The organism is Curtobacterium sp. MCLR17_054 (assembly GCF_003234335.2).
GTDB classification, from domain to species: domain Bacteria; phylum Actinomycetota; class Actinomycetes; order Actinomycetales; family Microbacteriaceae; genus Curtobacterium; species Curtobacterium flaccumfaciens.
Genome location: NZ_CP126263.1, coordinates 683,438 through 709,558, shown reverse-complemented (window position 1 = coordinate 709,558; position 26,121 = coordinate 683,438). Strand labels below are relative to the sequence as shown.

At 71.8% G+C, this 26,121-nt stretch carries 29 protein-coding genes, 1 tRNA gene and 1 pseudogene; 15 read left to right on the top strand and 16 right to left on the bottom strand.

Features of this window, described 5'->3' with window-relative positions; all coding sequences use genetic code 11:
• Positions 1 to 3: 3 nt before the first annotated feature.
• Both DEJ08_RS03480 and DEJ08_RS03475 read right to left on the bottom strand, forming a co-directional pair.
• A complete protein-coding gene (locus DEJ08_RS03480; RefSeq protein ID WP_111055354.1) occupies positions 4 to 297 on the bottom strand; it encodes a hypothetical protein in 294 nt (97 codons plus the stop codon).
• A gap of 155 nt (positions 298 to 452) precedes the next feature.
• The gene (locus DEJ08_RS03475; RefSeq protein WP_111055353.1) at positions 453 to 1,055 is read right to left on the bottom strand and encodes a TetR/AcrR family transcriptional regulator; all 603 of its coding nucleotides are present in this window, start codon (positions 1,053 to 1,055) and stop codon (positions 453 to 455) included.
• Positions 1,056 to 1,209: 154 nt separating this feature from the next.
• On the opposite strand from DEJ08_RS03475, the gene DEJ08_RS03470 reads away from it, so the two are divergent.
• The 4 genes from DEJ08_RS03470 to DEJ08_RS03455 all read left to right on the top strand — a co-directional run bounded on the left by DEJ08_RS03470 (position 1,210) and on the right by DEJ08_RS03455 (position 5,166).
• The gene (locus tag DEJ08_RS03470; RefSeq protein ID WP_111055352.1) at positions 1,210 to 2,178 is read left to right on the top strand and encodes an alpha/beta hydrolase family protein; all 969 of its coding nucleotides are present in this window, start codon (positions 1,210 to 1,212) and stop codon (positions 2,176 to 2,178) included.
• Positions 2,175 to 3,152 carry an SDR family NAD(P)-dependent oxidoreductase gene (locus DEJ08_RS03465; protein WP_111055351.1) on the top strand — a complete coding sequence of 326 codons (978 nt, stop codon included), beginning with the start codon at positions 2,175 to 2,177 and terminating at the stop codon, positions 3,150 to 3,152. Before DEJ08_RS03470 ends, DEJ08_RS03465 begins: the two co-directional genes overlap by 4 nt.
• 61 nt (positions 3,153 to 3,213) lie before the next feature.
• Complete coding sequence (locus DEJ08_RS03460) at positions 3,214 to 3,669, top strand: GNAT family N-acetyltransferase (protein ID WP_111100045.1); 456 nt, start codon at positions 3,214 to 3,216, stop codon at positions 3,667 to 3,669.
• 30 nt (positions 3,670 to 3,699) lie between these two features.
• Complete coding sequence (locus DEJ08_RS03455) at positions 3,700 to 5,166, top strand: SDR family NAD(P)-dependent oxidoreductase (RefSeq protein ID WP_111055350.1); 1,467 nt, start codon at positions 3,700 to 3,702, stop codon at positions 5,164 to 5,166.
• Positions 5,167 to 5,178: 12 nt separating this feature from the next.
• Here the strand turns inward: DEJ08_RS03455 and DEJ08_RS03450 are convergent, their stop codons facing one another.
• Positions 5,179 to 5,493, bottom strand: a complete 315-nt coding sequence (locus DEJ08_RS03450) for an immunity protein TriTu family protein (RefSeq protein WP_111055349.1) — start codon at positions 5,491 to 5,493, stop codon at positions 5,179 to 5,181.
• A 45-nt stretch (positions 5,494 to 5,538) separates the two neighbouring features.
• A tRNA-Gln gene (locus DEJ08_RS03445) sits at positions 5,539 to 5,610 on the bottom strand.
• A gap of 79 nt (positions 5,611 to 5,689) precedes the next feature.
• Here DEJ08_RS03445 and DEJ08_RS03440 point away from each other — a divergent pair.
• Positions 5,690 to 6,184, top strand: a complete 495-nt coding sequence (locus DEJ08_RS03440; protein WP_027465090.1) for a MarR family winged helix-turn-helix transcriptional regulator — start codon at positions 5,690 to 5,692, stop codon at positions 6,182 to 6,184.
• A gap of 47 nt (positions 6,185 to 6,231) precedes the next feature.
• Positions 6,232 to 6,708, top strand: a complete 477-nt coding sequence (locus DEJ08_RS03435) for a VOC family protein (protein ID WP_111055348.1) — start codon at positions 6,232 to 6,234, stop codon at positions 6,706 to 6,708.
• A 6-nt stretch (positions 6,709 to 6,714) separates the two neighbouring features.
• On the opposite strand, the gene DEJ08_RS03430 is transcribed toward DEJ08_RS03435, so the two are convergent.
• The 8 genes and pseudogenes from DEJ08_RS03430 to DEJ08_RS03400 form a co-directional block, all read right to left on the bottom strand.
• On the bottom strand, positions 6,715 to 8,070 hold the full coding sequence (locus DEJ08_RS03430) for an ABC-F family ATP-binding cassette domain-containing protein (protein WP_502869461.1): 1,356 nt from the start codon (positions 8,068 to 8,070) through the stop codon (positions 6,715 to 6,717).
• A gap of 23 nt (positions 8,071 to 8,093) precedes the next feature.
• Positions 8,094 to 8,562, bottom strand: a pseudogene (locus tag DEJ08_RS18940) (ATP-binding cassette domain-containing protein); the annotation flags it as partial.
• A gap of 206 nt (positions 8,563 to 8,768) precedes the next feature.
• Positions 8,769 to 9,443: a hypothetical protein gene (locus DEJ08_RS03425; protein WP_111055346.1), complete on the bottom strand. Its 675-nt coding sequence runs from the start codon at positions 9,441 to 9,443 to the stop codon at positions 8,769 to 8,771.
• A gap of 2 nt (positions 9,444 to 9,445) precedes the next feature.
• Positions 9,446 to 9,844 (bottom strand): PLDc N-terminal domain-containing protein, encoded by a 399-nt coding sequence (locus tag DEJ08_RS03420; RefSeq protein ID WP_042537802.1) that lies wholly within the window; start codon positions 9,842 to 9,844, stop codon positions 9,446 to 9,448.
• 85 nt (positions 9,845 to 9,929) lie between these two features.
• Entirely contained in the window at positions 9,930 to 10,370 is a 441-nt protein-coding gene (locus DEJ08_RS03415; protein WP_111055345.1) for a molybdenum cofactor biosynthesis protein MoaE, read from the bottom strand.
• Positions 10,367 to 10,879, bottom strand: coding sequence for a MogA/MoaB family molybdenum cofactor biosynthesis protein (locus DEJ08_RS03410; protein WP_071406005.1), 513 nt, complete (start codon positions 10,877 to 10,879; stop codon positions 10,367 to 10,369). The genes DEJ08_RS03415 and DEJ08_RS03410 overlap by 4 nt, the downstream gene beginning before the upstream one ends.
• Entirely contained in the window at positions 10,876 to 11,391 is a 516-nt protein-coding gene (gene moaC, locus DEJ08_RS03405; RefSeq protein ID WP_284180501.1) for a cyclic pyranopterin monophosphate synthase MoaC, read from the bottom strand. Before moaC ends, DEJ08_RS03410 begins: the two co-directional genes overlap by 4 nt.
• Positions 11,388 to 12,620: a molybdopterin molybdotransferase MoeA gene (locus DEJ08_RS03400; protein ID WP_111055344.1), complete on the bottom strand. Its 1,233-nt coding sequence runs from the start codon at positions 12,618 to 12,620 to the stop codon at positions 11,388 to 11,390. The genes moaC and DEJ08_RS03400 overlap by 4 nt, the downstream gene beginning before the upstream one ends.
• Positions 12,621 to 12,727: 107 nt before the next feature.
• Here DEJ08_RS03400 and DEJ08_RS03395 point away from each other — a divergent pair, with 107 nt between their 5' ends.
• The 8 genes from DEJ08_RS03395 (at position 12,728) to DEJ08_RS03360 (ending at position 22,028) form a co-directional block, all read left to right on the top strand.
• Positions 12,728 to 13,672: an MTAP family purine nucleoside phosphorylase gene (locus DEJ08_RS03395; RefSeq protein WP_111055343.1), complete on the top strand. Its 945-nt coding sequence runs from the start codon at positions 12,728 to 12,730 to the stop codon at positions 13,670 to 13,672.
• Complete coding sequence (locus DEJ08_RS03390; protein WP_111055342.1) at positions 13,669 to 14,739, top strand: NAD-dependent epimerase/dehydratase family protein; 1,071 nt, start codon at positions 13,669 to 13,671, stop codon at positions 14,737 to 14,739. Before DEJ08_RS03395 ends, DEJ08_RS03390 begins: the two co-directional genes overlap by 4 nt.
• A gap of 384 nt (positions 14,740 to 15,123) precedes the next feature.
• Positions 15,124 to 15,873, top strand: a complete 750-nt coding sequence (locus tag DEJ08_RS03385; RefSeq protein WP_027465082.1) for a glycosyltransferase family 2 protein — start codon at positions 15,124 to 15,126, stop codon at positions 15,871 to 15,873.
• Positions 15,870 to 16,541 carry a TIGR04282 family arsenosugar biosynthesis glycosyltransferase gene (locus tag DEJ08_RS03380; RefSeq protein WP_111055341.1) on the top strand — a complete coding sequence of 224 codons (672 nt, stop codon included), beginning with the start codon at positions 15,870 to 15,872 and terminating at the stop codon, positions 16,539 to 16,541. Before DEJ08_RS03385 ends, DEJ08_RS03380 begins: the two co-directional genes overlap by 4 nt.
• Positions 16,538 to 17,200, top strand: coding sequence for a class I SAM-dependent methyltransferase (locus DEJ08_RS03375; RefSeq protein ID WP_071406012.1), 663 nt, complete (start codon positions 16,538 to 16,540; stop codon positions 17,198 to 17,200). Before DEJ08_RS03380 ends, DEJ08_RS03375 begins: the two co-directional genes overlap by 4 nt.
• A 126-nt stretch (positions 17,201 to 17,326) precedes the next feature.
• The gene (locus tag DEJ08_RS03370; RefSeq protein WP_110864358.1) at positions 17,327 to 17,572 is read left to right on the top strand and encodes a hypothetical protein; all 246 of its coding nucleotides are present in this window, start codon (positions 17,327 to 17,329) and stop codon (positions 17,570 to 17,572) included.
• Between the two features lie 145 nt (positions 17,573 to 17,717).
• The gene (pgm, locus tag DEJ08_RS03365) at positions 17,718 to 19,337 is read left to right on the top strand and encodes a phosphoglucomutase (alpha-D-glucose-1,6-bisphosphate-dependent) (RefSeq protein ID WP_071406014.1); all 1,620 of its coding nucleotides are present in this window, start codon (positions 17,718 to 17,720) and stop codon (positions 19,335 to 19,337) included.
• A gap of 222 nt (positions 19,338 to 19,559) precedes the next feature.
• The gene (locus DEJ08_RS03360) at positions 19,560 to 22,028 is read left to right on the top strand and encodes an MDR family MFS transporter (RefSeq protein WP_111055340.1); all 2,469 of its coding nucleotides are present in this window, start codon (positions 19,560 to 19,562) and stop codon (positions 22,026 to 22,028) included.
• 193 nt (positions 22,029 to 22,221) lie between these two features.
• Here the strand turns inward: DEJ08_RS03360 and DEJ08_RS03355 are convergent, their stop codons facing one another.
• The gene (locus tag DEJ08_RS03355) at positions 22,222 to 23,109 is read right to left on the bottom strand and encodes a DNA-methyltransferase (protein WP_111055339.1); all 888 of its coding nucleotides are present in this window, start codon (positions 23,107 to 23,109) and stop codon (positions 22,222 to 22,224) included.
• A 66-nt stretch (positions 23,110 to 23,175) separates the two neighbouring features.
• Here DEJ08_RS03355 and DEJ08_RS03350 point away from each other — a divergent pair, with 66 nt between their 5' ends.
• Positions 23,176 to 23,466 (top strand): GNAT family N-acetyltransferase, encoded by a 291-nt coding sequence (locus DEJ08_RS03350; RefSeq protein WP_027465074.1) that lies wholly within the window; start codon positions 23,176 to 23,178, stop codon positions 23,464 to 23,466.
• Between the two features lie 37 nt (positions 23,467 to 23,503).
• Here DEJ08_RS03350 and DEJ08_RS03345 read toward each other — a convergent pair whose 3' ends face one another.
• From DEJ08_RS03345 to DEJ08_RS03335, 3 genes are all read right to left on the bottom strand, one after another.
• Positions 23,504 to 23,833, bottom strand: a complete 330-nt coding sequence (locus DEJ08_RS03345) for a hypothetical protein (protein WP_111055338.1) — start codon at positions 23,831 to 23,833, stop codon at positions 23,504 to 23,506.
• Between the two features lie 165 nt (positions 23,834 to 23,998).
• Positions 23,999 to 25,048 carry a lipoate-protein ligase LplAB gene (gene lplAB, locus DEJ08_RS03340; protein WP_111055337.1) on the bottom strand — a complete coding sequence of 350 codons (1,050 nt, stop codon included), beginning with the start codon at positions 25,046 to 25,048 and terminating at the stop codon, positions 23,999 to 24,001.
• A gap of 131 nt (positions 25,049 to 25,179) precedes the next feature.
• The gene (locus DEJ08_RS03335) at positions 25,180 to 26,049 is read right to left on the bottom strand and encodes an alpha/beta hydrolase (RefSeq protein ID WP_111055336.1); all 870 of its coding nucleotides are present in this window, start codon (positions 26,047 to 26,049) and stop codon (positions 25,180 to 25,182) included.
• Positions 26,050 to 26,121 lie beyond the last annotated feature (72 nt).

Genomic DNA, 26,121 nt, shown 5'->3' with positions numbered 1-26,121 from the left:
CCGTCAGCGGCGGACGAGCACCCCGGCGACGAGTCGGAGCAGCAGGGCGACCACGCCGACCACGGCGATGCCGACCGACACGACCGTCGCCATCAGCAGTCGAAGGCCGTCCGGCACGGCCGTCTCGTCGGACGTGGGGAGGAACGCCGTCGCGACGAACACGCAGCCCGCGGCGATCAGGAACAACACCCCGATGATCGTCACGGCCCGCAGCGCGGCCGGCGCCGGTTCGTGGTCACCCGGTCGAGCCGGACGAGCCCTGGCCCCCTCGGTCTCCCAGTCCGCCAGTTCCGTCATGGTGGTCCCCCTTCGTCGGGACGATCGTAGGGCCCGGACCGGCCCCGACGCCGCTGGTGCGGCCCGAGACGGTCACGATGCCGGACGGGAGGCCCGTGGCGGGCCCGCCCCGTGCCTCCAGTCCGGTGCCGGTCGCGACCAGTGCACGTGGCCGGCTACGCGCTGTCGGTCATCGTCGGCTGCGCCTGCCGCAGCCCGGTGACCAGGAGGGTCACGATCGTCCGGACGTCGTAGTCGGGGTCCTGGGGACTCCACGCCACCAGGTCGCCGACGGCCCGGAGCAGCTGGTACGGCGGGGTCGGTGCCGCCACCTCGCCGGACGCCCGCGCGGCGTCGAGCAGCCGGCCGAGCACGGGCACGAGCTCGTCGACGAACAGCGTGTGCAGCGCCGTGAAGCCGTCGGCGTCGCCCTCCCAGACGCGCGCCAGACCGTGCTTGGTGCCGAGGAAGTCGACGAACTGGTGCACCCAGCGCAGCAGGGCGGCGAACGGCGTCGGCTCCGAGCCGAGCAGCGCCGGCCCCGCGTCGACCAGGGCCTCGATCTGGTGCCGGTAGACGGCGACGACCAGGTCCGAACGGGTCGGGAAGTGCCGGTAGAGCGTGCCGACCCCGACCCCCGCGGCGGTGGCGACCTCGCGCACCGGTGCGCCGACGCCCGAAGCGGCGAAGACCGCGGCAGCGGCGTCGAGGATCGTGCGCTCGTTGCGCTCGACGTCGCGACGGCGACGCGGCGCGGGGTCGGGCGACGGGGTGCTCATTCGTCGATCATCGCACGACACCGACGCGATGCGGAACAGCGCTCCGCTTCCTCTTGCAATCCGGATCATTGTTCCGTATCGTTCCGGAACGTCGCTCCGTTTCGGACGACGATCGCTCCGACACGGGCGACACCGCATCCCGGAAAGGCCCCGCATGGCACCCACAGCACCCCGACCGCAGGTCATCAGCGTGCGCCCCGTCACGCTTCCCGCACCCTCGCGCGGTCAGGACCTCGAGGTCCGGATCACCGCACCGACGACCGGCACCGACCTGCCCGTCATCGTCTTCGCCCACGGCTTCGGCCAGTCCATGACCGGCGGCGACCCCCTCGTCGACCACTGGACCGCGAACGGCTTCGTCGTCGTCCAGCCGACGTTCCTCGACGCGAAGGCCTACGGACTGACGCTCGAGGACCCGCGCTACCCGACCATCTGGCAGACGCGCGTCGACGACCTCGAGCGGGTGCTCGACGACCTCGACCAGATCATCGACGCGGTCCCCGGCCTGAGCGGACGCGTCGACACCGCGCGCATCGCCGCGGTCGGACACTCGTGGGGCGGACAGTCCGTGGGGATGCTGCTCGGGGCCCGCGTCCTGGACGCCGACGGGCGGCCGGGCGAGGACCGCACCGACCACCGCGTGCGCGCGGGGGTCCTGCTGTCCACCACCGGGATCGCGCGCGGCGACCTCGTGCCGTTCGCGCAGGAGCACTTCGCGTTCATGAGCCCCGACTTCAGCCAGCTGCACACCCCGTCACTCGTCGTCGCCGGCGACCACGACCAGTCGCAGCTCTCGACGCGAGGTCCGGACTGGTTCACCGACGTCTACCACCTGAGCCCCGGCGCACGGCACCTGGTGACCGTCCACGGCGGCGAGCACCTGCTCGGCGGGATCCAGGACTACGAGTCGACCGCCACCACGGACGAGAGCCCCGAGCGTGTGGACCTCATCCGCCACACCACGACGGCGTTCCTCCGGACCGAGCTCGGCCTCGACCCCGACGCGTGGTCGGCGGTCGCCGACGCCGTCGGCCCAGCCACCGCCGACGCGGCCGACACTGCTGCCGCGGTAGGCCCTGCTGCCGCCGTCGGCCACATCGAATCGAAGGAGCACCACTCGTGATCACCCACCAGCACCCCCTGCCCACTCCGTTCACCGCCGCGTCCACCGCCGCCGACGTCCTGGACGGCGTCGACCTGACCGGCCGGAACGTCGTCGTGACCGGCGGACACAGCCGCCTCGGCCGCGAGACCAGCCACGCCCTCGCGGCGGCCGGCGCCGACGTCACCGTCGCCTCCCGCGACGTCGAGCGGGCATCCGCCGCCGTCGCCGACATGCCGGGCATCCGCGTCGAGGCCCTCGACCTCACCGACCCGTCGTCGGTCGACGCCTTCGCCGCGCGCTGGTCGGCCTCCGGCCGCCCGCTGCACATGCTCGTGAACAGTGCCGCGATGCTCTTCACCCCAGACCGTCGGCTCGACGGCCGCGGCAACGAACTGGCGTTCTCGACGACGCACCTCGGGCACTTCCAGCTCACGCGGGCGCTCCTCCCCGCCCTCCTGGAGGCCCGTGGTGCGCGGGTCCTGACCGTCACCTCCGGCGCGGCGCGGTTCGGGCAGATCCGGTGGGACGACCTGACGTTCGCGCACGGGTACGACCCGGTCACCGCGTACGGCCAGTCGAAGCGCGCCAACGTCCTGTTCACGGTGGAGCTCGACCGGCGGTACGCCGACCAGGGCATCCGCGCCTTCGCCGCACACCCGGGCGTCATCATCGGACCCGGCCCGCACGACGCTTCTCGGATCGCCTCCTACCGCGAGCAAGGACTGGTCGACGACCACGGGGCGACCGTCATCGACCCCGAGGTCGGCAAGAAGACCGTCGAGCAGGGCGCAGCCACGCTCGTGTTCGGTGCCGCGAGCCCGCTGCTCGACGGCGTCGGCGGGGTCTACCTGAAGGACAGCGACGTCGCCGTGATCGACGACCGGGTCCTGCCCCTCACCGCCGACCGCATCCCGTCGGACGCGAACTCCGCGATGCTCGACGCCGACGACGCCCGGCGGCTGTGGGAGGTCAGCGAGGGGCTCCTGGTCTGATCGCCGTCGGCCGGGGGCCTCGTCTGCCCACTGTTCTCGTCGTCCTCGCTACTGTGTGACGGTGCTGACCGTGCGGATCGAGAGCCCCCGGCAGGACGACGTCCTGCACCTGCTACAGCAGGGCGACGACTACGGACTGAGCCTCTACCCGGCCGAGAACTACCACGCCCTCGACGTCGACGACCTGGACCAGCCCGACGTCACGTTCCTGGTGGCGCGCGAGGACGGCACCGCCCTCGGCACGGTGGCGCTCGTCGACGCCGGCGACGGCACCGGCGAGGTGAAGCGCATGTTCGTGAGCGACGCCGCGCGTGGGCTCGGCGTTGGGACGCGGCTGCTCGACGCCCTGCACGACCGGGCCCGCGCGGTCGGCATCGGGACCGTCCGGCTCGAGACCGGCCTGCCGCAGGCCGCGGCCATCGCGCTGTACCGGAAGGCCGGGTACGCGGACATCCCCCGGTTCGGCCCCTACGTCGACGACCCGACGAGCGTGTGCATGGAGCAGCAGCTCGTCTGACCGGTGGTCGGTCCCGACGTAGGATCGCGTGTGAGCTCCGAGCACCCCGAACCCAGCGGCATCGACCCCGACGACCTGACCGTCGCGCTCCGGGTGCTCGAGCAGCTGCCGTCGATCGACGAGACGCACCCGGACTTCATCCGGGTCCGGCAGGCCACCGCGAAGATGTTCAAGGCCGTCAAGCGTGCGCACCGTCTCGAGAAGCGCGGCGTCATCGCCGAGGCCGACCGCCGGGTGATCGCCGCCACCGCCACCGGGGCCGCCGACCGGATCGACGACGAGACCCGCGGCGTCCCGATCAGCGCCTCGACCGCATCGACCACCGCGGGCACCCTGCTGAAGTCACGGCCCTGCTACATGTGCAAGCAGCACTACACGGTCGTCGATGCGTTCTACCACCAGCTCTGCCCGGCGTGCGCCCGCATGAGCCACGCGAAGCGCGACGCCCGGACGGACCTGACCGGCAAGCGGGCGCTGCTCACGGGCGGTCGCGCGAAGATCGGCATGTACATCGCCCTCCGGCTGCTGCGCGACGGGGCCCACACCACCATCACCACGCGGTTCCCCCGCGATGCAGTGCGCCGGTTCGCGAGCCTGCCCGACTCGGCCGACTGGATGGACCGACTGAAGGTCGTCGGCATCGACCTGCGTGACCCCGCCCAGGTGATCGGACTCGCCGAGGACGTCGCCGCATCCGGTCCCCTCGACATCCTGATCAACAACGCCACGCAGACCGTGCGCCGGTCGACCGGCGCCTACCAGCCGCTGGTCGACGCGGAACTCGCGCCGCTGCCCGACGGACCGCTGCCCGAACTCGTGACCTTCGGGCACACGAACGACCAGCACCCGCTGGCGCTCGCCCGTTCAGTTGCCGCGCACCCGATCCTCGCGGCCGCCGCAGCCCGAGCCGACGAGCTGACCGAACAGGCGATGGCGCCGGGATCGAGCTCGCTCGAACGGCTCGCCCTGGGCACCGCCATCGACGCCGGCGGCCTGGTCCCCGACCTGCACGACGAGAACTCGTGGACCCAGCAGGTCGACGAGGTCGACCCGCTCGAGATGCTCGAGGTCCAGCTGGCCAACACCACGGCTCCGTTCATCCTCATCTCGAAGCTCCGCCCCGCGATGGCCGCCAGCACCGGACGCCGCACCTACGTGGTGAACGTCAGCGCCATGGAAGGGGTGTTCGGCCGCGCCTACAAGGGGCCGGGTCACCCGCACACGAACATGGCGAAGGCCGCCGTGAACATGCTCACCCGCACGAGCGCGCAGGAGATGTTCGAGACCGACAACATCCTGATGACGAGCGTCGACACCGGGTGGATCACCGACGAACGGCCGCACCCCACGAAGGTCCGGCTCGCCGAGGAGGGCTTCCACGCGCCGCTCGACCTGGTCGACGGGGCAGCCCGTGTCTACGACCCGATCGTCCGGGGCCAAGCGGGCGAGGACGTGTTCGGCGTCTTCCTGAAGGACTACGCGCCGAGTTCGTGGTGACCGGCCGTCTCCTCAGCCCTGGAGCCGCCGCCCCGCGGCCCTCGATGCGCCACTGACGAACCGCTCGAAGAGTGCACGGGCCGACAGGTCTGCGCCGATGTCGAGGTGTGTCGGGACGGTTCCCCGTTCGTCGGACACCATGAGCTCGGCGTCGCCCGAATCCCAGACGAGCAAGTCGTAGGCGATCAGATCGGACTCCACCAACAGGTGGGTGCTCCGGTTGTCCCGGTCCTCGGGCGAGCGCCGCAACTCGGTGTTCACGGCGTCGGCCTCGAGCTGCGCCATCAGCAGCGAGCCCCAACGGTGGAAGTCATCCGAGATGGTCACTGCGCACACCCGCTCTCGCTCCCGCCGCGACGGACGACCCGCCCGCTCCGCCTCCAGGATTCGAACCCGGACCTAACGGCACCAAAGGCCGTCGTGCTGCCATTACACCAAGGCGGAACGCACCCGGAGGTGCTCCTCCATCCTCCCACGACCGACGAGGCTGGCTGTCCGCTCCGGGTTCGGCCAAGATGGAGGGATGCCGCATGAGGACGAGGTCGATCGCATCGTCGCGGCGTGGGGTCGTGAGCGTGCCGACCTCGACTTCGGCCCGCTCGAGGTGCTGTCCCGCGTGGACCGGCTCGCCCGGCACCTGGACCGCGCCAGGCGGACCGCGTTCGACGCGAGCGACATGGAGCCGTGGGAGTTCGACGTCCTGTCGGCTCTGCGGCGCGCGGGTGAGCCCTACGAGCTGAGCCCGAAGACCCTGCTGCAGCAGACCCTGGTGTCGAGCGGCACGATGACGAACCGGGTGGACCGCCTGGCGGCCCGCGGCTTCGTGGGGCGACGGACCGACCCGAAGGACGGCCGCGGCATCCTCGTCTCGCTGACGGGCAAGGGCCGGGTTGCGGTGGACGCGGCGATCGCGGACCTGCTGGCCGCCGAGCGCGACATCCTGTCCGGGGTCTCCGCCGACGAGCAGGGCCAGTTGGCCGGGCTGCTCCGCCGGCTCATCCTGGGCCTCGGGGACTGACCGACAGCGTGACACGGGCCGAGCGGCCCCGGCGTATCGTGCGCCGCATGCACGCCATCACCCTCGCCGTCGCCGACGTCGCTCGATCGGCCGAGTTCTACCGCGCCCTGCTCGGCATCGAGGGCAGCGGCGTCATCGGGACCGAGTACCCCGCCACGGAAACGCAGGCCGGCGGCACCACGGCGATGTTCACCCTCGACGACGGCCTGATCATCAGCGTCTACGGCCGTGACGACATGGCGAAGGACTCCGGCGTGCAGCTGGCCACGGCACCGAGCAGCACGATCGGGCACTTCACGAGCAGTCAGGCCGAGGCCGAGGCGTTCCTCGAACGGGCGCAGGCAGCGGGCGCCACGATGCCCGAACCGCCCTACACGCGCCCGTGGGGCATGTGGTCCGGCTTCTTCCAGGACCCGGACGGCCACCTGTGGGAGGTCGTGGCGAACCCCGGCGGTGGGGCCCCCGAGGACGCCACGCCGACGGACAGCGGCCAGGACGCGGTCGACCACGCGTCCGTCGAGTAGACCGCCTCAGACCCCGAGCAGCTCCGCGACCTCGAGCCAGCGCTCCTCGAGCTCCTCGACCTCGGCCTCGAGCGCACCGAGCTTCGCCTGCAGTTCGCCGAGTCCGGCGTAGTCGGACTGGTCGTGCGTCGCGAACTGGTCGAGCAGCTTCTTGCGGTCCGCGCCGACCTTCGCGATCTTCCGGTCGAGCGCCGACAACTCCTTCTCGGCCGTCCGCCGGTCCGCTCCCGACAGGGCGGACGCACCGGCGGCCGTGGACCCGGCCACGGCACCGGCCGAGCCGGTCCCGCCGACGGTGTCGGGCCTCCCGGCAGACGCGGCGGCAGCCGCAGAGGCGGTCCCGCCACCGGTGCCGGCCTCGCGCAGACGCATGTACTCGTCAACGCCGCCGGGCAGGTGGCGCAGGTGCCCGCCGAGCACGGCGTACTGCTGGTCGGTGACGCGCTCGAGCAGGTACCGGTCGTGGCTGACGACAAGCAGGGTGCCGGGCCAGGTGTCGAGCAGGTCCTCCATGGCGGCGAGCATGTCGGTGTCGAGGTCGTTGGTGGGCTCGTCGAGGATGAGCACGTTCGGCTCGTCGAGCAGGATGAGCATGAGCTGCAGGCGCCGCTTCTGCCCACCGGACAGGTCCTTGACCGGCGTGGAGAGCTGCTCCGAGGTGAAGCCGAGCCGCTCGAGCAGCTGCGACGGCGTCATCTCCTTGCCGTCGGCGACGTAGCTCGTCTTCTTGCGGGCCACGACCTCGCGCACGCGGTCGTCGGCGAACTGCTGCAGGTCGGCGAGCTGCTGGTCGAGCACCGCGACCTGCACGGTCTTGCCGGTCTTCACCCGCCCGCTCGTCGGCTGCAGCCGGCCGGAGACCAGGTTGAGCAGCGTGGACTTGCCGGCGCCGTTCGGGCCGAGGATGCCGGTCCGCTCCCCCGGTGCGATGCGCCACTCGATGCGGTCGAGGATCTGCGTGCCGTCGAACGAGACGCTCACGTCGAGCAGGTCGACGACGTCCTTGCCGAGGCGCGCGGTCGCCGTCCGGGACAGCGCAACCGTGTCGCGGATGGGCGGGACGTCGTCGATCAGGGCGTTCGCCGCGTCGATGCGGAACTTCGGCTTGCTCGTACGGGCCGGGGCGCCGCGGCGGAGCCACGCGAGCTCCTTGCGGGCCAGGTTCTGGCGGCGCTGCTCGATCGTGGCGGCCTGCCGGTCACGCTCGACGCGCTGCAGGATGTACGCGGCGTAGCCACCTTCGAAGGGGTCGACGACGCCGTCGTGGACCTCCCACGTGTCGGTCGACACGGCGTCGAGGAACCACCGGTCGTGCGTCACGACGACCATGCCGCCCTGGTTCGACGACCAGCGGCGGTTGATGTGCCCGGCGAGCCACTCGATGCCCTCGACGTCCAGGTGGTTGGTCGGCTCGTCCAGGAACAGGACGTCCCAGTCGCCGACCAGCAGCCGCGCGAGTGCCACACGACGACGCTGCCCACCGGACAGCTCGTCGACGCTGACGTCCCACGGGATGTCCGAGACCAGACCGCCGATGATGTCGCGGATCTTCGGGTCACCGGCCCACTCGTGCTCCTCGAGGTCGCCGACGACGGTGCTGCCGACGGTCGCGCCCTCGGGCAGGATGTCGCGCTGGTCCAGGTAGCCGATGGTCAGCCCGCGGCGGTGCGTGACGCGGCCGCCGTCCGGCTCGAGGCGCTGGGACAGCAGTGCGAGGAGGGTCGACTTGCCGTCGCCGTTCCGGCCGACGACGCCGATCCGGTCACCCTCGTCGATGCCGAGGGTGACGTTGTCGAAGACGACCTTGGTGGGGAACTCGAGATGCAGGTTCTCGGCGCCGAGGAGATGTGCCACCCGTCAAAGGGTAGGTGGCGCGGCGGGGTGGTGGGTGCGGGGCGGGTTGGTTCGGGTGTTTGGCCGGCCGGCTCTGGTCGCACGGTGCGCGCTTGTTCGAGTGGTGCGAGGTTGCCCGCTCGGTACGAGCCTGGAGCGGCACACGGAACGCGCAACCTCGCACCAGCCGACGGACCGCGCACGGTGCGACCGCCTGGAGGCCCGGGTCAGCTCGCGGGGGCCGGCTCGGCCCGGGCGCGGGGCTCGGTCTCCTGCAGGAACGCTCGCCACTGCTTCCGCTTGCTGACGGTCCAGAGCAGCATCGCGAGGAAGAACACGGTGAGGAGCGCGTACAGCAGCCCGAACATCGTCGCCCAGTTGAGCAGGAACTGCGCGAACGCGAACGGCGTCCATCCGAGGGCGAGCCAGAACGTCGATGTCGATTGACCGAGCCGACGGCCGGCGAGTGCGACGAGCGCGGTCCGGTGCTGCGGATCGGTGGGCTGCTGCCCACGAGCCATGCGCTCGATCCGTCGGCGGACGGCACGAGGAAGCCCGATCATCGGGTCGGACAGCGCGCTCTGGAACTTTCCACCGCCTCGGACGATTGCGGTGACCCAGCAGACCGGGCCAACGATCATGAGCGGGACGATGACGAAGAACGCCCAGTCCGGCAGGCCACTTCCGGTCGAGGGCAGCTCGAAGCGCGGCAGGTGTTCGGCGCTCAGCCACCCGGCTGCAACCGCGGCGACGACGGCCAGCACGATCCAGATGACCCGCCGGACCATCGAACGGCGGACACGCGGTCCGACTGGCGCCCCCGCGAGACGGTCCTCCACCTGCTGCCAGGTCTCCTCGGAGACGGTGGCTCCGGCGAACTCATGCGGGGCCGGCGTGGACACGATCAGCTCGCGGGGGCGGTGTCGCCCTCGCCCGCGGCTTCCTTGGCACGCTTCAGGCGGGCCTGCGCCTCCCAGTACTCGATCTCGCGCTCGAGCTCGGCGAGCTCCTGCTCGGTACCGGTGACGCGCTTGGCGCCGTGCGCGCTGCGGGCGTCGCCGAGGGTGGCGTACCGGTCCTCGTGGCGGGTGGGCTCGATGTACCGACCGTGGTTCCGTTCGCCCGGAGCCCAGTCGTGGCCGATGGCGAACCAGACGATGCTGCCGACGACGGGGACCAGGATCACGAGGATCACCCACGCGATCTTCGGCAGGCCGCGGATCTGGTCATCCGTCTTCGTCAGGATGTCGATCAGGGCGAAGACCAGCAGGATGACGGTGATCCCGGGCAGCAAGACGCTCATGTTCGCGATTCTATGGATCCGCTTGGAGTCTCACCATGCCCCGAACGAGCGTCCCGGTTGCGAAGGTGCACAGGGTGGTGGCCGGTCACAGCGCCGCGACCCACTCGTCCGTCCCGTCGGTGAACCGCTGGTGCTTCCAGATCGGCACGCGCTCCTTCACGAGGTCGACCAGCGCACCGCACGCGGCGAACGCCTGCGCCCGGTGCGACGACGACACCGCTGCGGCGAGCGCGACGTCCCCGATGCCGAGCGCCCCGACCCGGTGCAGCACGGCGATCCGGACGTCGGGGTGGTCCTCGGCGATGGTCCGGGCGACCTCGGTGATGACCTCGCCGGCACTCGGATGCCCCTCGTAGTCGAGCGTGGTGACGCCCTTGCCACCGTCGTGGTCACGGACGATGCCGGCGAAGGTCACCACGGCGCCGTCCTGTTCGGTGGCCACCACGGCTGCGACCTCGTCGACGCTGACGTCGCGGTCGACGACGTCGGCCAACACGACCCGTGCGGCGGCCTCGGTGGCGCTCACGAGGCGCTCCGCGGGGCGTGGCCCTCGCCGTGCACCTGGGCGACCACGTGGTCGAGCACCCCGTCGAGCACGGCGAGCCCGTCGGACACCCCACCGCGCGACCCGGGCAGGGTGACGAGCAGACAGCCGGCGTTCGTGACCCCGGCGACGCCGCGGGTGAGCAGGGCGGTGGGGCCGGCACCCGCGAGTCCGCGTCGACGGATCTCCTCGGTGATGCCGGGCAGTTCGAGGTCGATCAGGCCCGCCACCGCCTCGGGGGTCCGGTCGGTCGGGGTGACCCCGGTGCCGCCGGTGGTGATCACGACCCGGGCGTCGGCCAGGAGTTCCGCGGTGACGGTCTCGGTGATCGCGCCGCCGTCGGGGACGATGATCGGGTCGCTCGTGGTGAACCCGTGGTCGCGCAGCCAGTCGGCGATGACGGGTCCGGTGCGGTCGAGTGCAGGGTCGGCGGCGGCCTGCGTGGACACCACGACGACGGCGGCCCGGCCCCTGGTCGGCTCGGCGGTCATCGGTTGCTCCAGTCCCCGGAGCGTCCGCCGTGCTTCTCGAGCACGCGGACGTCCGTGATCACGGCCGCTCGGTCGACGGCCTTCACCATGTCGTACACCGTCAGGGCGGCGACGCTCGCCCCGGTCAGGGCTTCCATCTCGACGCCGGTGCGGGAGGTCGTGCGGACCGACACCTCGATCAGCACGCGGTCGTCGGAGCCGGTGATGTCGACCTGCACGCCGGCGATCGGCAGCGGGTGGCACAGCGGGATCAGGTCGGAGGTCTTCTTCACCGCCATGATCGCGGCGATGCGGGCGGTGCCGACGACCTCGCCCTTGGGCAGCGAGCCGTCGAGGATGCGTGCGACGACGTCGGGACGGGTGACGACGGTGGCGGTGGCGGTGGCTGACCGGTCGGTGACGTCCTTCGCGGAGACGTCGACCATGTGCGCGGTGCCGTCAGCGCGGACGTGCGACAACTCGTCGGTCGGCGTCGGTTCGGACCGCATCTGGTCAGCGGACGGGTCGGTCATCGGAGGCTCCAGACGGTCAGGGGGTCGCCGACCTCGACGGCGTCGACCCCCACGGGGACGTGCACCAGGTGGGTGGCGGCGGCGTAGTGGACGAGCAGGTGCGAACTCGGGCCACCGACGAAGTGCACGGCACCGTCCTGCACCCGGCCGCGACGGACCTGGTGCTTGCCGGCGGGTGAACCGGCAGCGGACGCCGCCGGCAGGACCTGCGTGGGCCGGTCCGGCACGAGCCCGACGGCGGCAGCGAGCAGCGGGCGCAGGAACACCTCGAACGAGACGAGCGCCGACACCGGGTTGCCGGGGAAGGACACGACCGGCACGGCGCGACCGGCACCGAACACGACGCTGCCGAACGCCTGCGGCCCACCCGGTTGCATCGCGACCGGCGTCACCGCGAGCCCCCGGGGTTCGAGCGCCTGTCGCACGACCTCGTACGCCCCGGCGCTGATGCCCCCGGTGGTCAGCACGAGGTCGGCCCAGTCCCCCACGGCTGCATCGAGCGCCCGGTCGAAGGCAGCGACGTCGTCGGGCACCCGGACGGCTCGCGAGTCCGCACCGACCTGGGCAAGGGCTGCCCGCAGCGCGATGCCGTTCGCGTCACCGATGGTCGCCGCGTCCGTGTCGGCGCCCTGAAGCTCCGAGCCGGTCGACACGACGAGGACACGCAGCGGTCGGCGCACCGACACGGTCGCCACCCCCGCAGCAGCCAGCGCCCCGAGCAGCGCCGGCGTGACCGCGGAGCCGGCCGGTGCGAGCTCGGCACCGGCAGGCAGGTCGCTGCCCGTCACCCGCACGAAGGTGCCGGCGGTCAGGTCGGCGGGCACCGTCACCCGGGGCAGCTCGAGCGCCGCCGGGAACGCACCGGGCTCGGTCGCCTCGACCGGGAACACCGCGTCGGCACCGGCTGGGATCCGTGCACCGGTCATGATCGGCGCGGCCGTGCCGGGTTCGAGCGGTTCGGGCACCACGCCGGCCGGGATGGGTGCGACGACCCGGACGGCCTGCCCCGCGTCCGCGGCCTGCACGGCGAACCCGTCCATCTGACTGTTGTCGAACGGCGGCAGCGGAACGGGCGACAGGACGGCCGCCGCGAGCACGCGGTGAGCGAACCCGGCACCGGCACCGGCACCGGCGAGTTCGTCGAGCGGCAGTTCTTCTGCTCCGAGGCCCGCCACCACCGGCGCGAGCAACGCCGCCAGGTCGTCGCGGTGCTGACCGATCGTTCGCACAGGTGCCTCCGAACAGGGGGTTGGTGGCGCCGCTCCCGGTTCGCCCGGTGGCGCCGTCAGTAGCGTATCCAGCGCGCAGCCCGCGCCGACGACCAACCGGAGGACCTGTGGAGAACGACGAAGCCGTGACGATCGGTGTCATCGGAGGCTCCGGCCTCTACCAGCTGTTCGAGGAGGGCACCGCCGACGAGCTCGACGTCCCGACCCCGTTCGGCCCGACGTCGAGCCCGATCAGCATCGGCACGATGGCCGGACGACGGGTCGCGTTCCTGACCCGCCACGGCCGTGAGCACTCCGTCGCCCCGCACCGCATCAACCACCGTGCGAACGTCTGGGCGCTCCGTTCGCTCGGCGTCCGCGCGATCGTGTCCTCGAGCGCCGTCGGCGGCCTGCACCCCGACTACGCCCCGGGCACCTTCGTCGTGACGGACCAGCTCATCGACCGCACCTGGGGCCGCGCCGACACGTTCTTCGCGGACGACGTGCAGCACCTGTCCTTCGCGGACCCGTTCGACCCGACGCTCCGGCGCGCGGCGATCGACGCCGTCGCCGGACTCGACGTGCCGTTCCGTCCGACCGGCACCTGCGTCGTCATCCAGGGTCCCCGGTTCTCCACCCGCGCCGAGTCCGTCTGGCTCCGCCAGGCCGGCGGCCACACCATCAACATGACGATGACGCCCGAGGTCCCCCTGGCCGCCGAACTCGGCATCGCCACGGTGAACCTGTCGTTCGTGACCGACGCCGACGCCGGCCTGGCCCCGACCGAGGACGAGGCCGCAGCTGCCGCCGCATCCGCAGCCGCAGCCAGCGGCCCCGACGTCGACGACGCCGGAGCCGTCGTCACCCACGCCCTCGTCATGGAACGCCTCGCCCGCGCCAACGAGGTCATCGTCCGCGCCATCGGCCAGATCGTCGCCGCCATCCCCGCCGACTTCACCCCCCGCGAGCTCGTCCCCACCAGCGCGAGCGCCAGCATCATGCAGGCCCAGCCCACGGGCCCCACCACCACGAAGGCCCAGCCCGCCTCCACCACCACGGGCGCCACCGCATGAGCCGCCTCCTCGTCACCGGCGGCGCCGGCTTCATCGGCTCCGCGATCGTCCGCCGCGCCCTGGCCGACGGCCACGAGGTCCGCGTCCTCGACTCCCTGCGCGACGACGTGCACGGCGACCCCGCCGAGGTCATCCGCGCCCACCAGCAGCAGGGCATCGCGTTCGTGCACGGCGACGTCCGCGACCGGGTCGCCCTCGACGCCGCCCTCGACGGCATCGACGTCGTGTGCCACCAGGCCGCCAAGGTCGGCCTCGGCGTGGACTTCCAGGACGCCCCCGACTACGTCTCGTCGAACGACGCCGGCACCGCCCACGTCCTCGCCGGCATGGACCGGCACGACATCGGCCGGCTCGTCGTCGCCAGCTCGATGGTCGTCTACGGCGAGGGCGCGTACACCACGGCCTCCGGCGAACCCACCCGTCCGCCGGCCCGCCGCCGCGAGGACCTCGACGCCGGCCGCTTCGACCCGATCGGCCCCGACGGTCATCCCCTGCTGCCCGGCCTGATCGACGAGTCCGCCGCGCTCGACCCCCGCAACGTGTACGCGCAGACGAAGGTCGCGCAGGAGCACCTCGCCTCCAGTTGGGCCCGAGCCACGGGGGGCCGCGCGATCGCGCTCCGCTACCACAACGTCTACGGACCGGGCATGCCTGCGAACACCCCCTACGCCGGTGTCGCGTCCCTGTTCCGCTCGGCACTGGCCCGCGGCGAGGCACCCCGCGTCTTCGAGGACGGCGCCCAGCGACGCGACTTCGTGCACGTCGACGACGTCGCCGGCGCGAACGCCGCCTCCATCGCGGCGACCGCCGACCTGCCGTCGGACACGTTCCGCGCGTACAACGTCGGCTCCGGCACCGTGCACACCATCGGGGACATGGCCGCCGCGATCGCCGGACCCGACGGCCCGCAGCCGGTCGTCACCGGCGAGTACCGCCTGGGCGACGTCCGCCACGTCACCGCGAGTTCGGCGCGCATCGCCGCCGAGCTCGGCTGGCACGCCGAGGTCGACTTCGAGGCCGGCATGCGCGACTTCGCGACGGCACCGCTCCGCAGCGCCGTCCGCTAGCCGGAACGCGTGCGCGAGCGGCGCACCGCTGGCCGCGCCTGAGAGCGCGACCAGCCACCGGACGGGAGGCCCGTGACGGCGCCGCCCCGCGCCTCCCGTCCGCAGTCCCCGCCCCCAGGGCCACGCGAGACGCCGTCGTGTCGGCACCACGCCCCCGGGTTCGCGAGACGCCGCCGCATCCGGCGGCGTCTCGACGACACGACGGCGTCTTGCGACACCCACTCGCGGACCCACGCGCACACCTGTCCCCCGTTCTGGGGACCGAGCGCGCGCCGAACGCGCTGAACGACCAGGACCCGGCAGTTTCCTGTACCCCGCAGCGCGTCGTCGTGTTGTGTCGAGTGCATGCCAGGACAGACCCGTCGATCCGACCGACCGCACCGAATGACGGACATGACTGTCGACGTGATCCTGCCGTGCCTCGACGAGGCGGACGCCCTGCCGAAGGTCATCGCACGGCTCCCCACGGGTTACCGGGCCATCGTCGTCGACAACGGATCGACCGACGGATCGGCCGACGTCGCCCGCGCCCACGGTGCCCTCGTGGTGACGGAACCCGTCAAGGGCTTCGGTTCGGCCTGCGCCGCCGGGGTCGCCGCAGCGACCGCCGACTTCGTCGCCTTCTGCGACGCCGACGCCTCGATGGACCCGGCCGAGCTCCCGCCCCTGGTCGACCGCGTGGCCAGTGGCCGCGTCGACCTGGCTCTCGGCCGCCGCGTCCCGACGGGCCGCGGTGCGTGGGCTCCGCACGCACGCTTCGCGAACCGCGTCCTCGCCGTCCTCATGCACCGCGCGACCGGCTACCGCCTGCGCGACCTCGGCCCGATGCGCGTGATGCGCCGCGAGGACCTCGTCTCCCTCGACCTGCGCGACCGCCGCAGCGGCTACCCGCTCGAGATGGTCCTCGCCGCGCACGCCGCCGGCTGGCGCGTCGACGAATCCGACATCGGGTACGCGCAGCGCATCGGCGACAGCAAGGTCACCGGCACGCTCCGCGGCACGATCAACGCGGTGCGGGACATGTCCCGTCTGCTCCGTGCGTACCGCCGGGAGGCCCGTGTCCGGGTCGTCGCACCGGGACCGCTCCGCCAGGCGGCCGAGTCCACCCCCGTGGTCGAGGAGGCCCGCTCGTGACCGCCGACCCCACCCACGTCCACGCCGGCGACGCTTCGCGCACCGACGTCACCGTCGCCGTCGTGGCGAAGGAGTGCCTGCCCGGCAAGGTGAAGACCCGGCTGACGCCGGCGCTCTCCCCCGAGGGCGCCGCACGCGTCGCGTCCGCGAGCCTCGGCGACACCCTGGCGACCGTCCGCGCACTGCCCGCGGCCCGCAGGGTCCTGTTCTTCGACGGCGACGTCGTGCCGGCTTCGGCCGAGGGGTTCGACGTGCTGCACCAGCCCGGTGGCGGCCTCGACGAGCGCCTCGGGTTCCTGTTCGACGCCGTCGACGGTCCCCTGCTGCTCGTCGGCATGGACACCCCACAGGTGTCCACCGCGGACCTCGCCCCGGTGTTCGACGACGCCGCCCGCGATGCCTGGTTCGGCCCGGCCGAGGACGGCGGCTTCTGGTCGCTGTACCTCCGACAGCCCACCGGCGACCTGCTGCGCGGCGTTCCGATGTCGCGCGACGACACCGGAGCCGTGCAGCTCGCACGCCTGACCGACGCCGGACTCGACGTGGGCGTGCTCGGCGAATTGCTCGACGTCGACACCATGCCGGACGCCGAGCGGGTCGCCGACCTCGCAACCGACTCCGACTTCACCCGGGCACTCCGTGCCGAGACCGTGGGGAGCACCCGATGACCATGCACGCACCCGTCTCGTTCGGTGCCGGCGGCGGCGAGCCGTACGCCCGTGCGCTCCGCACCGACGGCCACCTGCGCCTGACCGACGCCGACCGTCCCGACGCCGTCACCACGATGGACGTCGGCCGCTGGAGCGCCGCCGCCGACCGTGTCGACCGCTCGCTGCTCGACGACGTCGACGGCGGCGTCATCGACATCGGCTGCGGCCCGGGCCGGATGCTCGTCGCCGCCCGCTCCCGGGGCATCCCGGCGCTCGGCGTGGACGTCTCCGCCGAGGCCGTCGCCATCGCGCAGCGCTCCGGCGGCACGGCCCTGCAGGGTTCCGTGTTCGACGCCGTGCCCGACGAGGGCCACTGGGACACCGCGCTCGTGATCGACGGCAACATCGGCATCGGCGGCGACCCCACCGCCCTGCTCGCCCGCTGTCGTGAGATCGTGCGCGCCGGAGGCCGGGTCATCGTCGAGACGAACCCCGAGGTCACGGCCGACCGCGTGTACACCGCCCGGGTGGTCGACGCCGACGGCAACGAGAGCGCCGGGTTCCCCTGGGCCGAGGTCGGCCTCGACGCCCTGCACCGGCACGCGGCGGAAGCCGGACTGGTCGCGCGGCAGAGCTGGACGGCCGAGGGCCGGAACTTCTGCGAGCTGCTCGCCTGAGGCTCCGACACGCGCTTGTTTTGCACGATGCAAGACAAGCGCGTAGAGTGGTGGTCATCCAGCCGACGGCGTCGCGGTCGCCGGCTCGGTGACCTGCGGACCTCGGCACGACGACGAGGAGCACCCATGCAGAACCGTCAGAACCCCCTGGGCGGCGCCTACGTGACCGGCCTCGAGACCCGCGCCGAGCTCGGCGCCTTCACCGGCGACGCGACCCGCAGCCCGATCGGCAGCTACACCGGCACCGGCACCGGCCGCGCACTCGGCCGCTTCGTCGACACGCAGTTCCGCCGTCCTGGCACCGCGACGTCCTCGACGCGCACCGTGACCGGCTCGTTCCGCACGGCGACGGGTTCGTTCCGCACCGCCTGAGGCACCTGCCTCCACAGACCGCGAGCGGTCGTCCACCCCGGGGGTCCCCCCTCAACCCGGGTGGGGCGGCCGCTCGCTCGCGTTCCCCCGACCTCCGGTGCACTTCCCCCGAACGCGCCAGGGCGGCCGATGCCAGGATGGACGCATGAACGACCGCGCCGGCACCCCAGCGACCGCAGACGACCTCGTCGACCTCGACGAGCTCCTCGCCGCCTACCACGACCGAGTGCCCGACGTCTCGGTCCCCGAGCAGAAGGTCGTGTTCGGCACGTCCGGACACCGCGGGTCGTCGCTCGACACCGCCTTCAACGACACCCACATCGCCGCCATCACGCAGGCGATCGTGGAGTACCGCCGCGACCAGGGCACCGACGGGCCGCTCTTCATCGGCCGCGACACCCACGCGCTCTCGGCCCCCGCCGAGCAGACCGCGCTGCAGGTCCTCGCCGCCAACGGCGTCCGCGTGCTCGCCGACAGCGAGGACGGTTTCGTGCCGACGCCCGCGCTGAGCCACGCGATCATCCGCTACAACCGCGCCGGCAACCCGGACACGGCCGACGGCATCGTCATCACGCCGAGCCACAACCCGCCCCGCGACGGCGGCTTCAAGTACAACCCGCCGCACGGCGGTCCCGCCGACAGCGACGCCACGAGCTGGATCGCGAACCGGGCGAACGCGATCATCGAGGGTGGCAACGCCGAGGTGCAGCGCACCGAGGACGCTGAACCCGAGCGCTACGACTTCCTGAACACGTACGTCGCCGACCTCGAGAACATCATCGACATCGCCGCGATCAAGCGTGCCGGCGTGAAGATCGGTGCCGACCCGCTCGGTGGTGCCTCGCTGCCGTACTGGAACGCCATCCGCGACCACTACGGCCTCGACCTGACCGTCGTGAACCCCGAGGTCGACCCCACGTGGGCCTTCATGACGCTCGACTGGGACGGCAAGATCCGGATGGACCCGTCGAGCCCCTCGGCGATGGCCTCGGTACTCGCCCGCAAGGACGACTTCGACGTGCTCACCGGCAACGACGCCGACTCCGACCGGCACGGCATCGTCACGCCCGACGGCGGGCTGATGAACCCGAACCACTACCTCGCGGTCGCGATCGAGTACCTCTACGCGCACCGGCCCGAGTGGCGCGACGACGCCGCGATCGGCAAGACCCTGGTGTCGTCGAGCATCATCGACCGCGTCGCCGAGTCCCTGGGCCGTCGCCTGTGGGAGGTCCCGGTCGGCTTCAAGTGGTTCGTCCCCGGCCTGATCGACGGTTCCGTGGCCTTCGGCGGCGAAGAGTCCGCGGGTGCGTCGTTCCTGCGCACCGACGGCACCGCGTGGACCACCGACAAGGACGGCATCATCCTGGCGCTCCTGGCGTCCGAGATCGTCGCCGTCACCGGCAAGACCCCCTCGCAGCTCTACGCCGAGCTGACCGAGCGCTTCGGCGCGCCGGTCTACCAGCGCGTCGACGCCGCGGCGTCGAAGGAGCAGAAGGCCCGCCTCGGCAAGCTCGACGGCGACGCCATCACCGCGGACACCCTGGCCGGCGACCCGATCACCGCGAAGCTGTCGAAGGCCCCGGGCAACGACGCAGCCGTCGGCGGCGTCAAGGTCGTCACGGACAAGGCGTGGTTCGCCGCACGCCCGTCGGGCACCGAGGACGTCTACAAGATCTACGCGGAGAGCTTCGTCGGGCAGGAGCACCTCGAGCAGGTGCAGCGCGAGGCCAAGGAGATCGTCGACGCAGCACTGGGCGCGTAGCGCCCTCGTCGGACGGGCTGCGGGTCTCGGAGACCGCAGCCCGTCCGACGGAACCGAGCCGGGCCTCCAGGCCGTGTGCCACCGGGGCCCACTGGGCGTACCGTGACTGCCGATCCACTCAGGAAGCCGTCTCGGTGCGACCGAGCACTTGCGGCAGTTGTAACTTTGCAGGCAGCGCAAAAATCGTTCTGCCAGCGCATCGGTACCCGGGAGACCCTGCTCATGACCCAGACGGCGACCGCACCCGCGGCCCCCACCACGGCGTCCAACGTCGTGATGAACCACCGACAGATCCTGTTGGTGATCTACGGCCTGATGGCCGGCATGTTCCTCGGCGCCCTCGACCAGACGATCGTCGGCACCGCGATCCGCACCATCGGTGACGACCTGCACGGGCTCGACCAGCAGGCCTGGGTCACCACGGGGTACCTCATCGCGTCGACGGTGACGACACCGATCTACGGCAAGCTCTCCGACATCTTCGGTCGCCGGCCGCTCTTCATCACCGCGATCGGCATCTTCATCGTCGGTTCGTTCGCGGCGTCGTTCTCCGACTCGATGCTCATGCTCGCCGGGTTCCGCGCGCTGCAGGGCCTGGGTGCCGGTGGCCTGATGTCCCTGCCGCTGGCGATCATGGGCGACATGCTCGCCCCACGCGAGCGGGCGAAGTACCAGGGCTACTTCCTGGCGGTCTTCGGCATCTCGTCCGTCATCGGGCCGCTCGTCGGCGGCGTCTTCGCCGGCGCGGACCAGCTGCTGTTCATCGCCGGCTGGCGCTGGGTGTTCCTGATCAACGTGCCGATCGGCATCATCGCCCTGTTCATGGTGCTGACGTTCCTGCACCTGCCGAAGTTCGGCGACCGGGGCAAGCCCCGCATCGACTGGTGGGGCGCGACGCTCGTCATCGTCACGCTCGTGCCGCTGCTGCTCATCGCCGAGCAGGGCCGTGAGTGGGGCTGGGACTCCCCCGCCGCCTTCGCCTGCTACGCCATCGGTGCCCTCGGCCTGATCGCGTTCATCATCGTCGAGCGGGCCATGGGCGACGACGCGATCCTGCCGATGAAGCTGTTCGGGTCACGGGTGTTCTCGATGTCCGCGATCCTGTCCGTGCTGGTCGGCTTCGGCATGTTCGGCGCGATGCTGACGATCCCGCTGTACCTGCAGATCGTCAAGGGCGTGACCCCGACCGAGTCCGGCTTCGCCATGCTGCCGATGGTGCTCGGCCTGATGATCTCGTCGATCGCCTCCGGTCAGATCATCTCGAAGACCGGCAACTACCAGGTCTTCCCGATCACCGGAACGGCGTTCACGGCGATCGGCTTCACGGTCCTGACGTTCCTGACCGCCGACCGGCCCCTGTGGTTCCTGATGCTCGGCATGTTCGGCATCGGGCTCGGACTCGGGCAGCTCATGCAGACGCTGACCCTGGCCGCGCAGAACTCGGTCTCGCCGCGGGACATCGGTGTCGCGACGAGCGCGGCGACGTTCTTCCGTCAGATCGGCGGCACGATGGGTACCGCCGTCCTGCTCTCCGTGCTGTTCACCCTGATGCCGACGAACATCAGCGCCGCGATGCAGAACGAGTCCGACCTGAAGAGCGCGCTCAACGCCGCGATGACGCCCTCTGTCGCGAACGCGTCCAAGAACAAGGGCGTGATGGACGAGATCTGGACGAAGATCGTCGACCCGGTGCAGAAGAACGTGCAGGACGGTCTCGACCAGGGCACCGCCCAGGCGAAGCAGGCCGCCGACGCCGCCGTGACCAAGCAGGTGACCGCAGCCGTGCAGCGGCAGGTCGCCGCGGGCACGGTCCCCGCCGCCGCAGCGGACACGATCATCGCCCAGCAGGTCGACGACGCGAAGCCCGCAGCCGAGCAGCAGGCGCTCGAGACGGCGGCCACGAAGGCGAACGCCTCGGTCGTCGACGGCACGCTGCAGATCGACTACTCGGACGATGCTCAGCGGGAGAACGTCGTCGACCAGGTCGCCCCGACGCTCATCAAGCAGCTGAAGAGCGGCGACTCGGCCGCGAGCTCGTCCACCGATTCGGCGACGAGCGACACGTCGTTCCTGAACGGCGCGGACCCCCGGCTCAGCCGTCCGTTCCTGGTCGGGTTCAGCGACTCGGCCGTCCGCGTCTACTACGTCGGCCTCGCGGTGATCCTGCTCGCGTTCGTGCTGACGTGGTTCTTCCGGGTGCCGCCGCTCCGCAAGACCTCGGCGCTGCAGGAGCAGGCGGATGCCGCACGCACGGCTGCCGGGGCGGGGTCGGACGGGAGTGCCGCCGCAGCCGCTGCCGCCGCGGCACCCGGGGCCGGTCCGGTGCCGTCGGGGGCGGCGTCCGCCGAAGTCCCGACCTCGCCCGACGTTCCGACGTCGCCGGACGTGCAGCCGCGGTCCGCCCGGGCCGCGGGAGCGTCGGACGTCTCGGTGCTACCGCACGGGGTCGACGACACCCGCGCGCCGCTGCCGAACGCCACCACGCACGGTGCGCACTCGGCGGCTGCGCCGGTCGACGAGCCACCGACGACGACCGGTGCCATCCGGACCCGGGCTGCCCACGCGGCTGCGGTCGTGGAGCCGGACGCTCCCGGGGCCGGAGCCGACGCGGCGGAGGCGAGCCGGGCCTCCCGGACGGACGCTGACGACGCTGGCGACGCGCACGCGCACGGGCGGCACTCGGCGGAGTAGTCGGTGCGGGCGCTCGCTCGGTGTGTGTGCATGTTCCGACGATCCACGCGTCGAACGACTCGTGGATCGTCGCAGCATGCACCCGCATCGTGTGCGTGTGCATCTTCCGACAGAACGCGCGTCGAACGACTCGTGGATTGTCGCTCGGTGCACCCGTATGCACCATGCGCACCGGTCGCAGGCCCCGCCAGCCTCAGACCGCCGGCGCCGCGTCCCCCGCTGCCGCCGGCGCTCCGGCCACCTCGAACGACGCACCCGGCAACCGCTTCCGCATCACGTCGATCGCCGCCGGGTTGTCGTCCACCAGCACGTACCGCCGCCCCAGTGCCTGTGCCACGGCGCCCGTGGTCCCGCTGCCCGCGAAGAAGTCGAGCACCCAGTCCCCCTCACGTGAGGACGCCTGCACGATCCGCCGCAGCACCCCCTCGGGCTTCTGCGTGGGGTAGCCGGTCTTCTCGCGGCCGGTCGGCGAGACGATCGTGTGCCACCACACGTCGGTGGGCAGCTTGCCGCGCTCGCGCTTCTCGGGCGTGACGAGCCCCGGCGCCATGTACGGCTCGCGGTCGACGGCCTCGGAGTCGAACCAGTACCGAGACGGGTCCTTCACGTAGACCAGGATCGTGTCGTGCTTCGTGGGCCAGCGCGTCTTGGACTTGGCGCCGAAGTCGTAGGCCCACACGATCTCGTTCAGGAACGACTCACGGCCGAAGAGCGCGTCGAGCAGCACCTTGGCGTAGTGCGACTCGCGGTAGTCGAGGTGCAGGTACAGCGTGCCGTCAGTGGCGAGCAGCCGCCAGGCCTCGATGAGTCGGGGTTCCAGGAACGACCAGTAGTCCTCGAACCGGTCGTCGAAGCGCATCAGGTCGCCGCGCACCCGCTCGTAGGTCCGGCCGTGGAAGCCCATCACGGGGCCGTCGGCCTTCGGCACGGCGGAGGTCGCGTGCCGACGCTGGTACCGGCCGGTGTTGAACGGCGGGTCGAGGTACACCAGCGTGAAGGAGCCGTCCGGGTACGCGGGGACCACGTCGAGAGCGTCGCCGAGGACGACGCGGTCCGGGCCTCGGTCGTCTCCCCTGCGCACGGACCCATTGTCGCGCACCGAGCGAGCATGCACCGCACGCTCAGGCCCCGGCGTACGGTCGAGTGCATGGCAGCAGCACCCGAGGTCCGCAACGACACCGACAAGCAGCAGTACTCCCTGATCGAGGACGGCGAGGTCATCGGCCTCGCGGCGTACGAGATCGACGGCGACGAGATCCGCTTCGTGCACACCGAGGTCGATCCCGAGCACCGCGGTGGTGGGCACGCGTCGATCCTGGTGCAGCACGCCCTCGACGACGTGCGTGCGAGTTCGTCACGCCGGGTCGTCGCGCAGTGCAGCTACGTGCACGCGTGGATCGAGCGGCACCCGGACTACCAGGAGCTCACGACGCGCTGACACGAGCGAGGCACACACGAGCACGGCGCCCGTCAGCTCAGTACGACCGGTCGTGCGTCCCCGCGCGGGCCTCGTGCCGCTCGGCGCTCCGCACCGCCGGCACCCGGATGAGCACGCTGCCGCTGAGCAGGTCGTGGTCGTGGCCCGCCGGAGACGGGGCCTGTTTCGGCAGGCGCGCCTGCCGCTCGTACTCAGCTTGCGTCTCGTGCCGGGTCGGTGCGAACACCTCGTCCAGCATCCCGCCCATGCCTCCGGATCCGCCGCTGCGCTGGGACTTGTTCGACAAGTCGATCCACCCCATGCGATCGGCGATCCACACCACGACGGCCACGGCGGCCACCGCCCCCAGGAAGATCAACCAGTTCACGGCAGCGACGCTACGTGGGCTGCGCGGCGAGCGGATCAGCCGCGCGGGGGATTCTCATCATCCACACGTCTGGTTCATGAGGTCGAGGCGCACACTCGAAGCAGCGGCGGCCGGGACGTCCCCCCTCAGCTCCGGCCGTCGCGTCCACCGTCGACCGAGCAGGGCTCACGGCACCCGCTCGAGCCACTCCTTCGTCGCGAACTTCGTCCGCACCAGCTCCTGCGCCCGCTCGCGCTCGGCCTCGGTCACGTGCCCCTCGGTCGCCCCGTACAGGCGGGTGAAGGTGCCGATCAGCCGCTCGATGATCTCGGCGCGGGACAACCCCGTCTGCGAGCGGAGCGGGTCGACGCGCTTCGCAGCGCTGGTGGTGCCCTTGTCGCTCATCTTCTCGCGCCCGATGCGCAGCACCTGGACCATCTTCTCGCCGTCCATGTCGTAGCTCATGGTGGCGTGGTGCAGCAGCGACCCGGTGCCGAGGCGCTTCTGGGCGGCCCCGCCGATCTTGCCCTTGGTCGAGGTGATGTCGTTGAGGGGCTGGTAGTAGGCCTCGATGCCGAGCGACTTGAGCGCCTCGATCACCCATTCGTCGAGGAACGCGTACGAGTCGGCGAACGTCATGCCCTGCACCAGGTCGGACGGCACGTAGAGCGAGTAGGAGATGACGGCGCCGGCGTCCATGAACATCGCGCCACCGCCGGAGATGCGTCGGACCACCTGCACGCCGTACTTCTCGGCGCCGGCGGGGTCGACCTCGTTCTTGAGCGACTGGAACGACCCGATCACGACGGCCGGCTGGTCCCACTCCCAGATGCGCAGCGTGGGACCGCGACGGCCGGCACCGACCTCTTCGGTCAGCACCTGGTCGAGCGCGAGGTGCTCGTTCGGGCTGATCGGCCCCTCGTGCACGATCTGCCAGTCGTGGTCGCGCCAGGTCGAAGCCCGCGACAGCGCGCGGCGCACCGCGACGCCGACGGACTCGGGCGTGAAGCCGAGCAGCACCGCATCGGTCGGCAGCGCCGCCCGCACGGCTGCGGCGATGCCCGCGGCGTCGGTGGTGGCGGGGAGCCCGTTCACGGCCGCGTCGATGAGCGGCAGCGCGTCGTCGGGTTCCAGGAAGAAGTCACCCGCCAGGCGGAACTGCTGGATCGTGCCGTCGTCGACCTCGAGGTCGACGACGACCAGCTTGCCTCCGGGGACCTTGTACTCACCGTGCATGCCGCAACCTTATTCCGGACGGCCGACGGCCCGGCAGTGAGCCGGCCTGGTGACGGCCTGGAGGCGCGTGGCGGCGCCGCCACGGGCCTCCCGTCGGTCACCGGTCGCGTCGCAGGACGCGGCGAGCGCCGTCAGCGCGCCGTCACCCGGTCGAGCCACGCGACCAGGTCGCCGATGACCTCTGCGCGGTTCGTCTCGTTGTAGACCTCGTGCCGCGCGCCCTCGTACACCTGCACGGTCACGTCGGACAGCCGGCCGCGTCGGCGGTAGGCCTGCGCCAGACGCTCGATCGAGCGCGGACCCCCGAGGCTGTCGTCGGAGCCGACCTGCAGCAGCATCGGCAGGTCGTGCGGGATGCCCCGTCGCGGGACCCCGAGCAGCCGGAGCGTGTCGGCGAGCCCGAACAGCCCGATGACGTCGGCCTCGACCGCCAGAGGGTCGACCGCCATCGCGTCGATGATCTTCCGGTCGCGGGTGAGCCACTCGTACTTGGTGGGCCCCGACCCCGCGTGCCGGGCGTTGAGGTCGCCGCTGTTCATCCAGCCGGGCAGCCGGTAGGCGCTCGCGGACAGGACGACGCCGTCGTAGCGGTCCGACGAGGTGTTCACGATCCGCTGCGCCATCAGCGACCCCCACGAGTGCCCGAGCAGCACGAGCGGCAGCCCGGGTTCGTCGGCCCGCGCGACCGCGCTCATCTGCTCGACCGCGGCGATCGCCGCGCGCAGGCCGCCGGGGCCGAGCCGACCGAGCTTGGCGTGATCGCCGTCCCACTGGGTCAGGCCGGTACGTCCGTGCCCGCGGTGGTCGTTCGCGTGCACGGTGTAGCCGGCGCGCACCAGGTCCTGCGCGAGCGGTTCGTACCGGAGCCCGTGCTCCCCGACCCCGTGCGCGATCTGCACGACACCCTTCGGCCGCGCCGCACGCCAGGTCGAGTAGACGATCTCGACGCCGTGGGCGTCGGTGAACGAGGCGTCGCCGCGAGCGGCGGAGAAAGTCGGCACACCCGCATCCTTCCAGACACTGCCATCCTCGCAGACGCGCTCCATCCCGGACCTGTTCACCCGGCGTTCATG

Bases quoted from the DNA above. Each gene is read 5' to 3' on its own strand.
- DEJ08_RS03350 (WP_027465074.1), top strand. From the start codon at position 23,176: ATGGCAGCAGCACCCGAGGTCCGCAACGACACCGACAAGCAGCAGTAC.
- DEJ08_RS03440 (WP_027465090.1), top strand. From the start codon at position 5,690: ATGCCGCATGAGGACGAGGTCGATCGCATCGTCGCGGCGTGGGGTCGT.
- DEJ08_RS03410 (WP_071406005.1), bottom strand. From the start codon at position 10,879: ATGACCGCCGAGCCGACCAGGGGCCGGGCCGCCGTCGTCGTGGTGTCC.
- DEJ08_RS03375 (WP_071406012.1), top strand. From the start codon at position 16,538: ATGACCATGCACGCACCCGTCTCGTTCGGTGCCGGCGGCGGCGAGCCG.
- DEJ08_RS03360 (WP_111055340.1), top strand. From the start codon at position 19,560: ATGACCCAGACGGCGACCGCACCCGCGGCCCCCACCACGGCGTCCAAC.
- pgm (WP_071406014.1), top strand. From the start codon at position 17,718: ATGAACGACCGCGCCGGCACCCCAGCGACCGCAGACGACCTCGTCGAC.
- DEJ08_RS03435 (WP_111055348.1), top strand. From the start codon at position 6,232: ATGCACGCCATCACCCTCGCCGTCGCCGACGTCGCTCGATCGGCCGAG.
- lplAB (WP_111055337.1), bottom strand. From the start codon at position 25,048: ATGCACGGTGAGTACAAGGTCCCCGGAGGCAAGCTGGTCGTCGTCGAC.
- DEJ08_RS03470 (WP_111055352.1), top strand. From the start codon at position 1,210: ATGGCACCCACAGCACCCCGACCGCAGGTCATCAGCGTGCGCCCCGTC.
- DEJ08_RS03475 (WP_111055353.1), bottom strand. From the start codon at position 1,055: ATGAGCACCCCGTCGCCCGACCCCGCGCCGCGTCGCCGTCGCGACGTC.
- DEJ08_RS03480 (WP_111055354.1), bottom strand. From the start codon at position 297: ATGACGGAACTGGCGGACTGGGAGACCGAGGGGGCCAGGGCTCGTCCG.
- moaC (WP_284180501.1), bottom strand. From the start codon at position 11,391: ATGACCGACCCGTCCGCTGACCAGATGCGGTCCGAACCGACGCCGACC.
- DEJ08_RS03385 (WP_027465082.1), top strand. From the start codon at position 15,124: ATGACGGACATGACTGTCGACGTGATCCTGCCGTGCCTCGACGAGGCG.
- DEJ08_RS03370 (WP_110864358.1), top strand. From the start codon at position 17,327: ATGCAGAACCGTCAGAACCCCCTGGGCGGCGCCTACGTGACCGGCCTC.
- DEJ08_RS03420 (WP_042537802.1), bottom strand. From the start codon at position 9,844: ATGAGCGTCTTGCTGCCCGGGATCACCGTCATCCTGCTGGTCTTCGCC.
- DEJ08_RS03390 (WP_111055342.1), top strand. From the start codon at position 13,669: ATGAGCCGCCTCCTCGTCACCGGCGGCGCCGGCTTCATCGGCTCCGCG.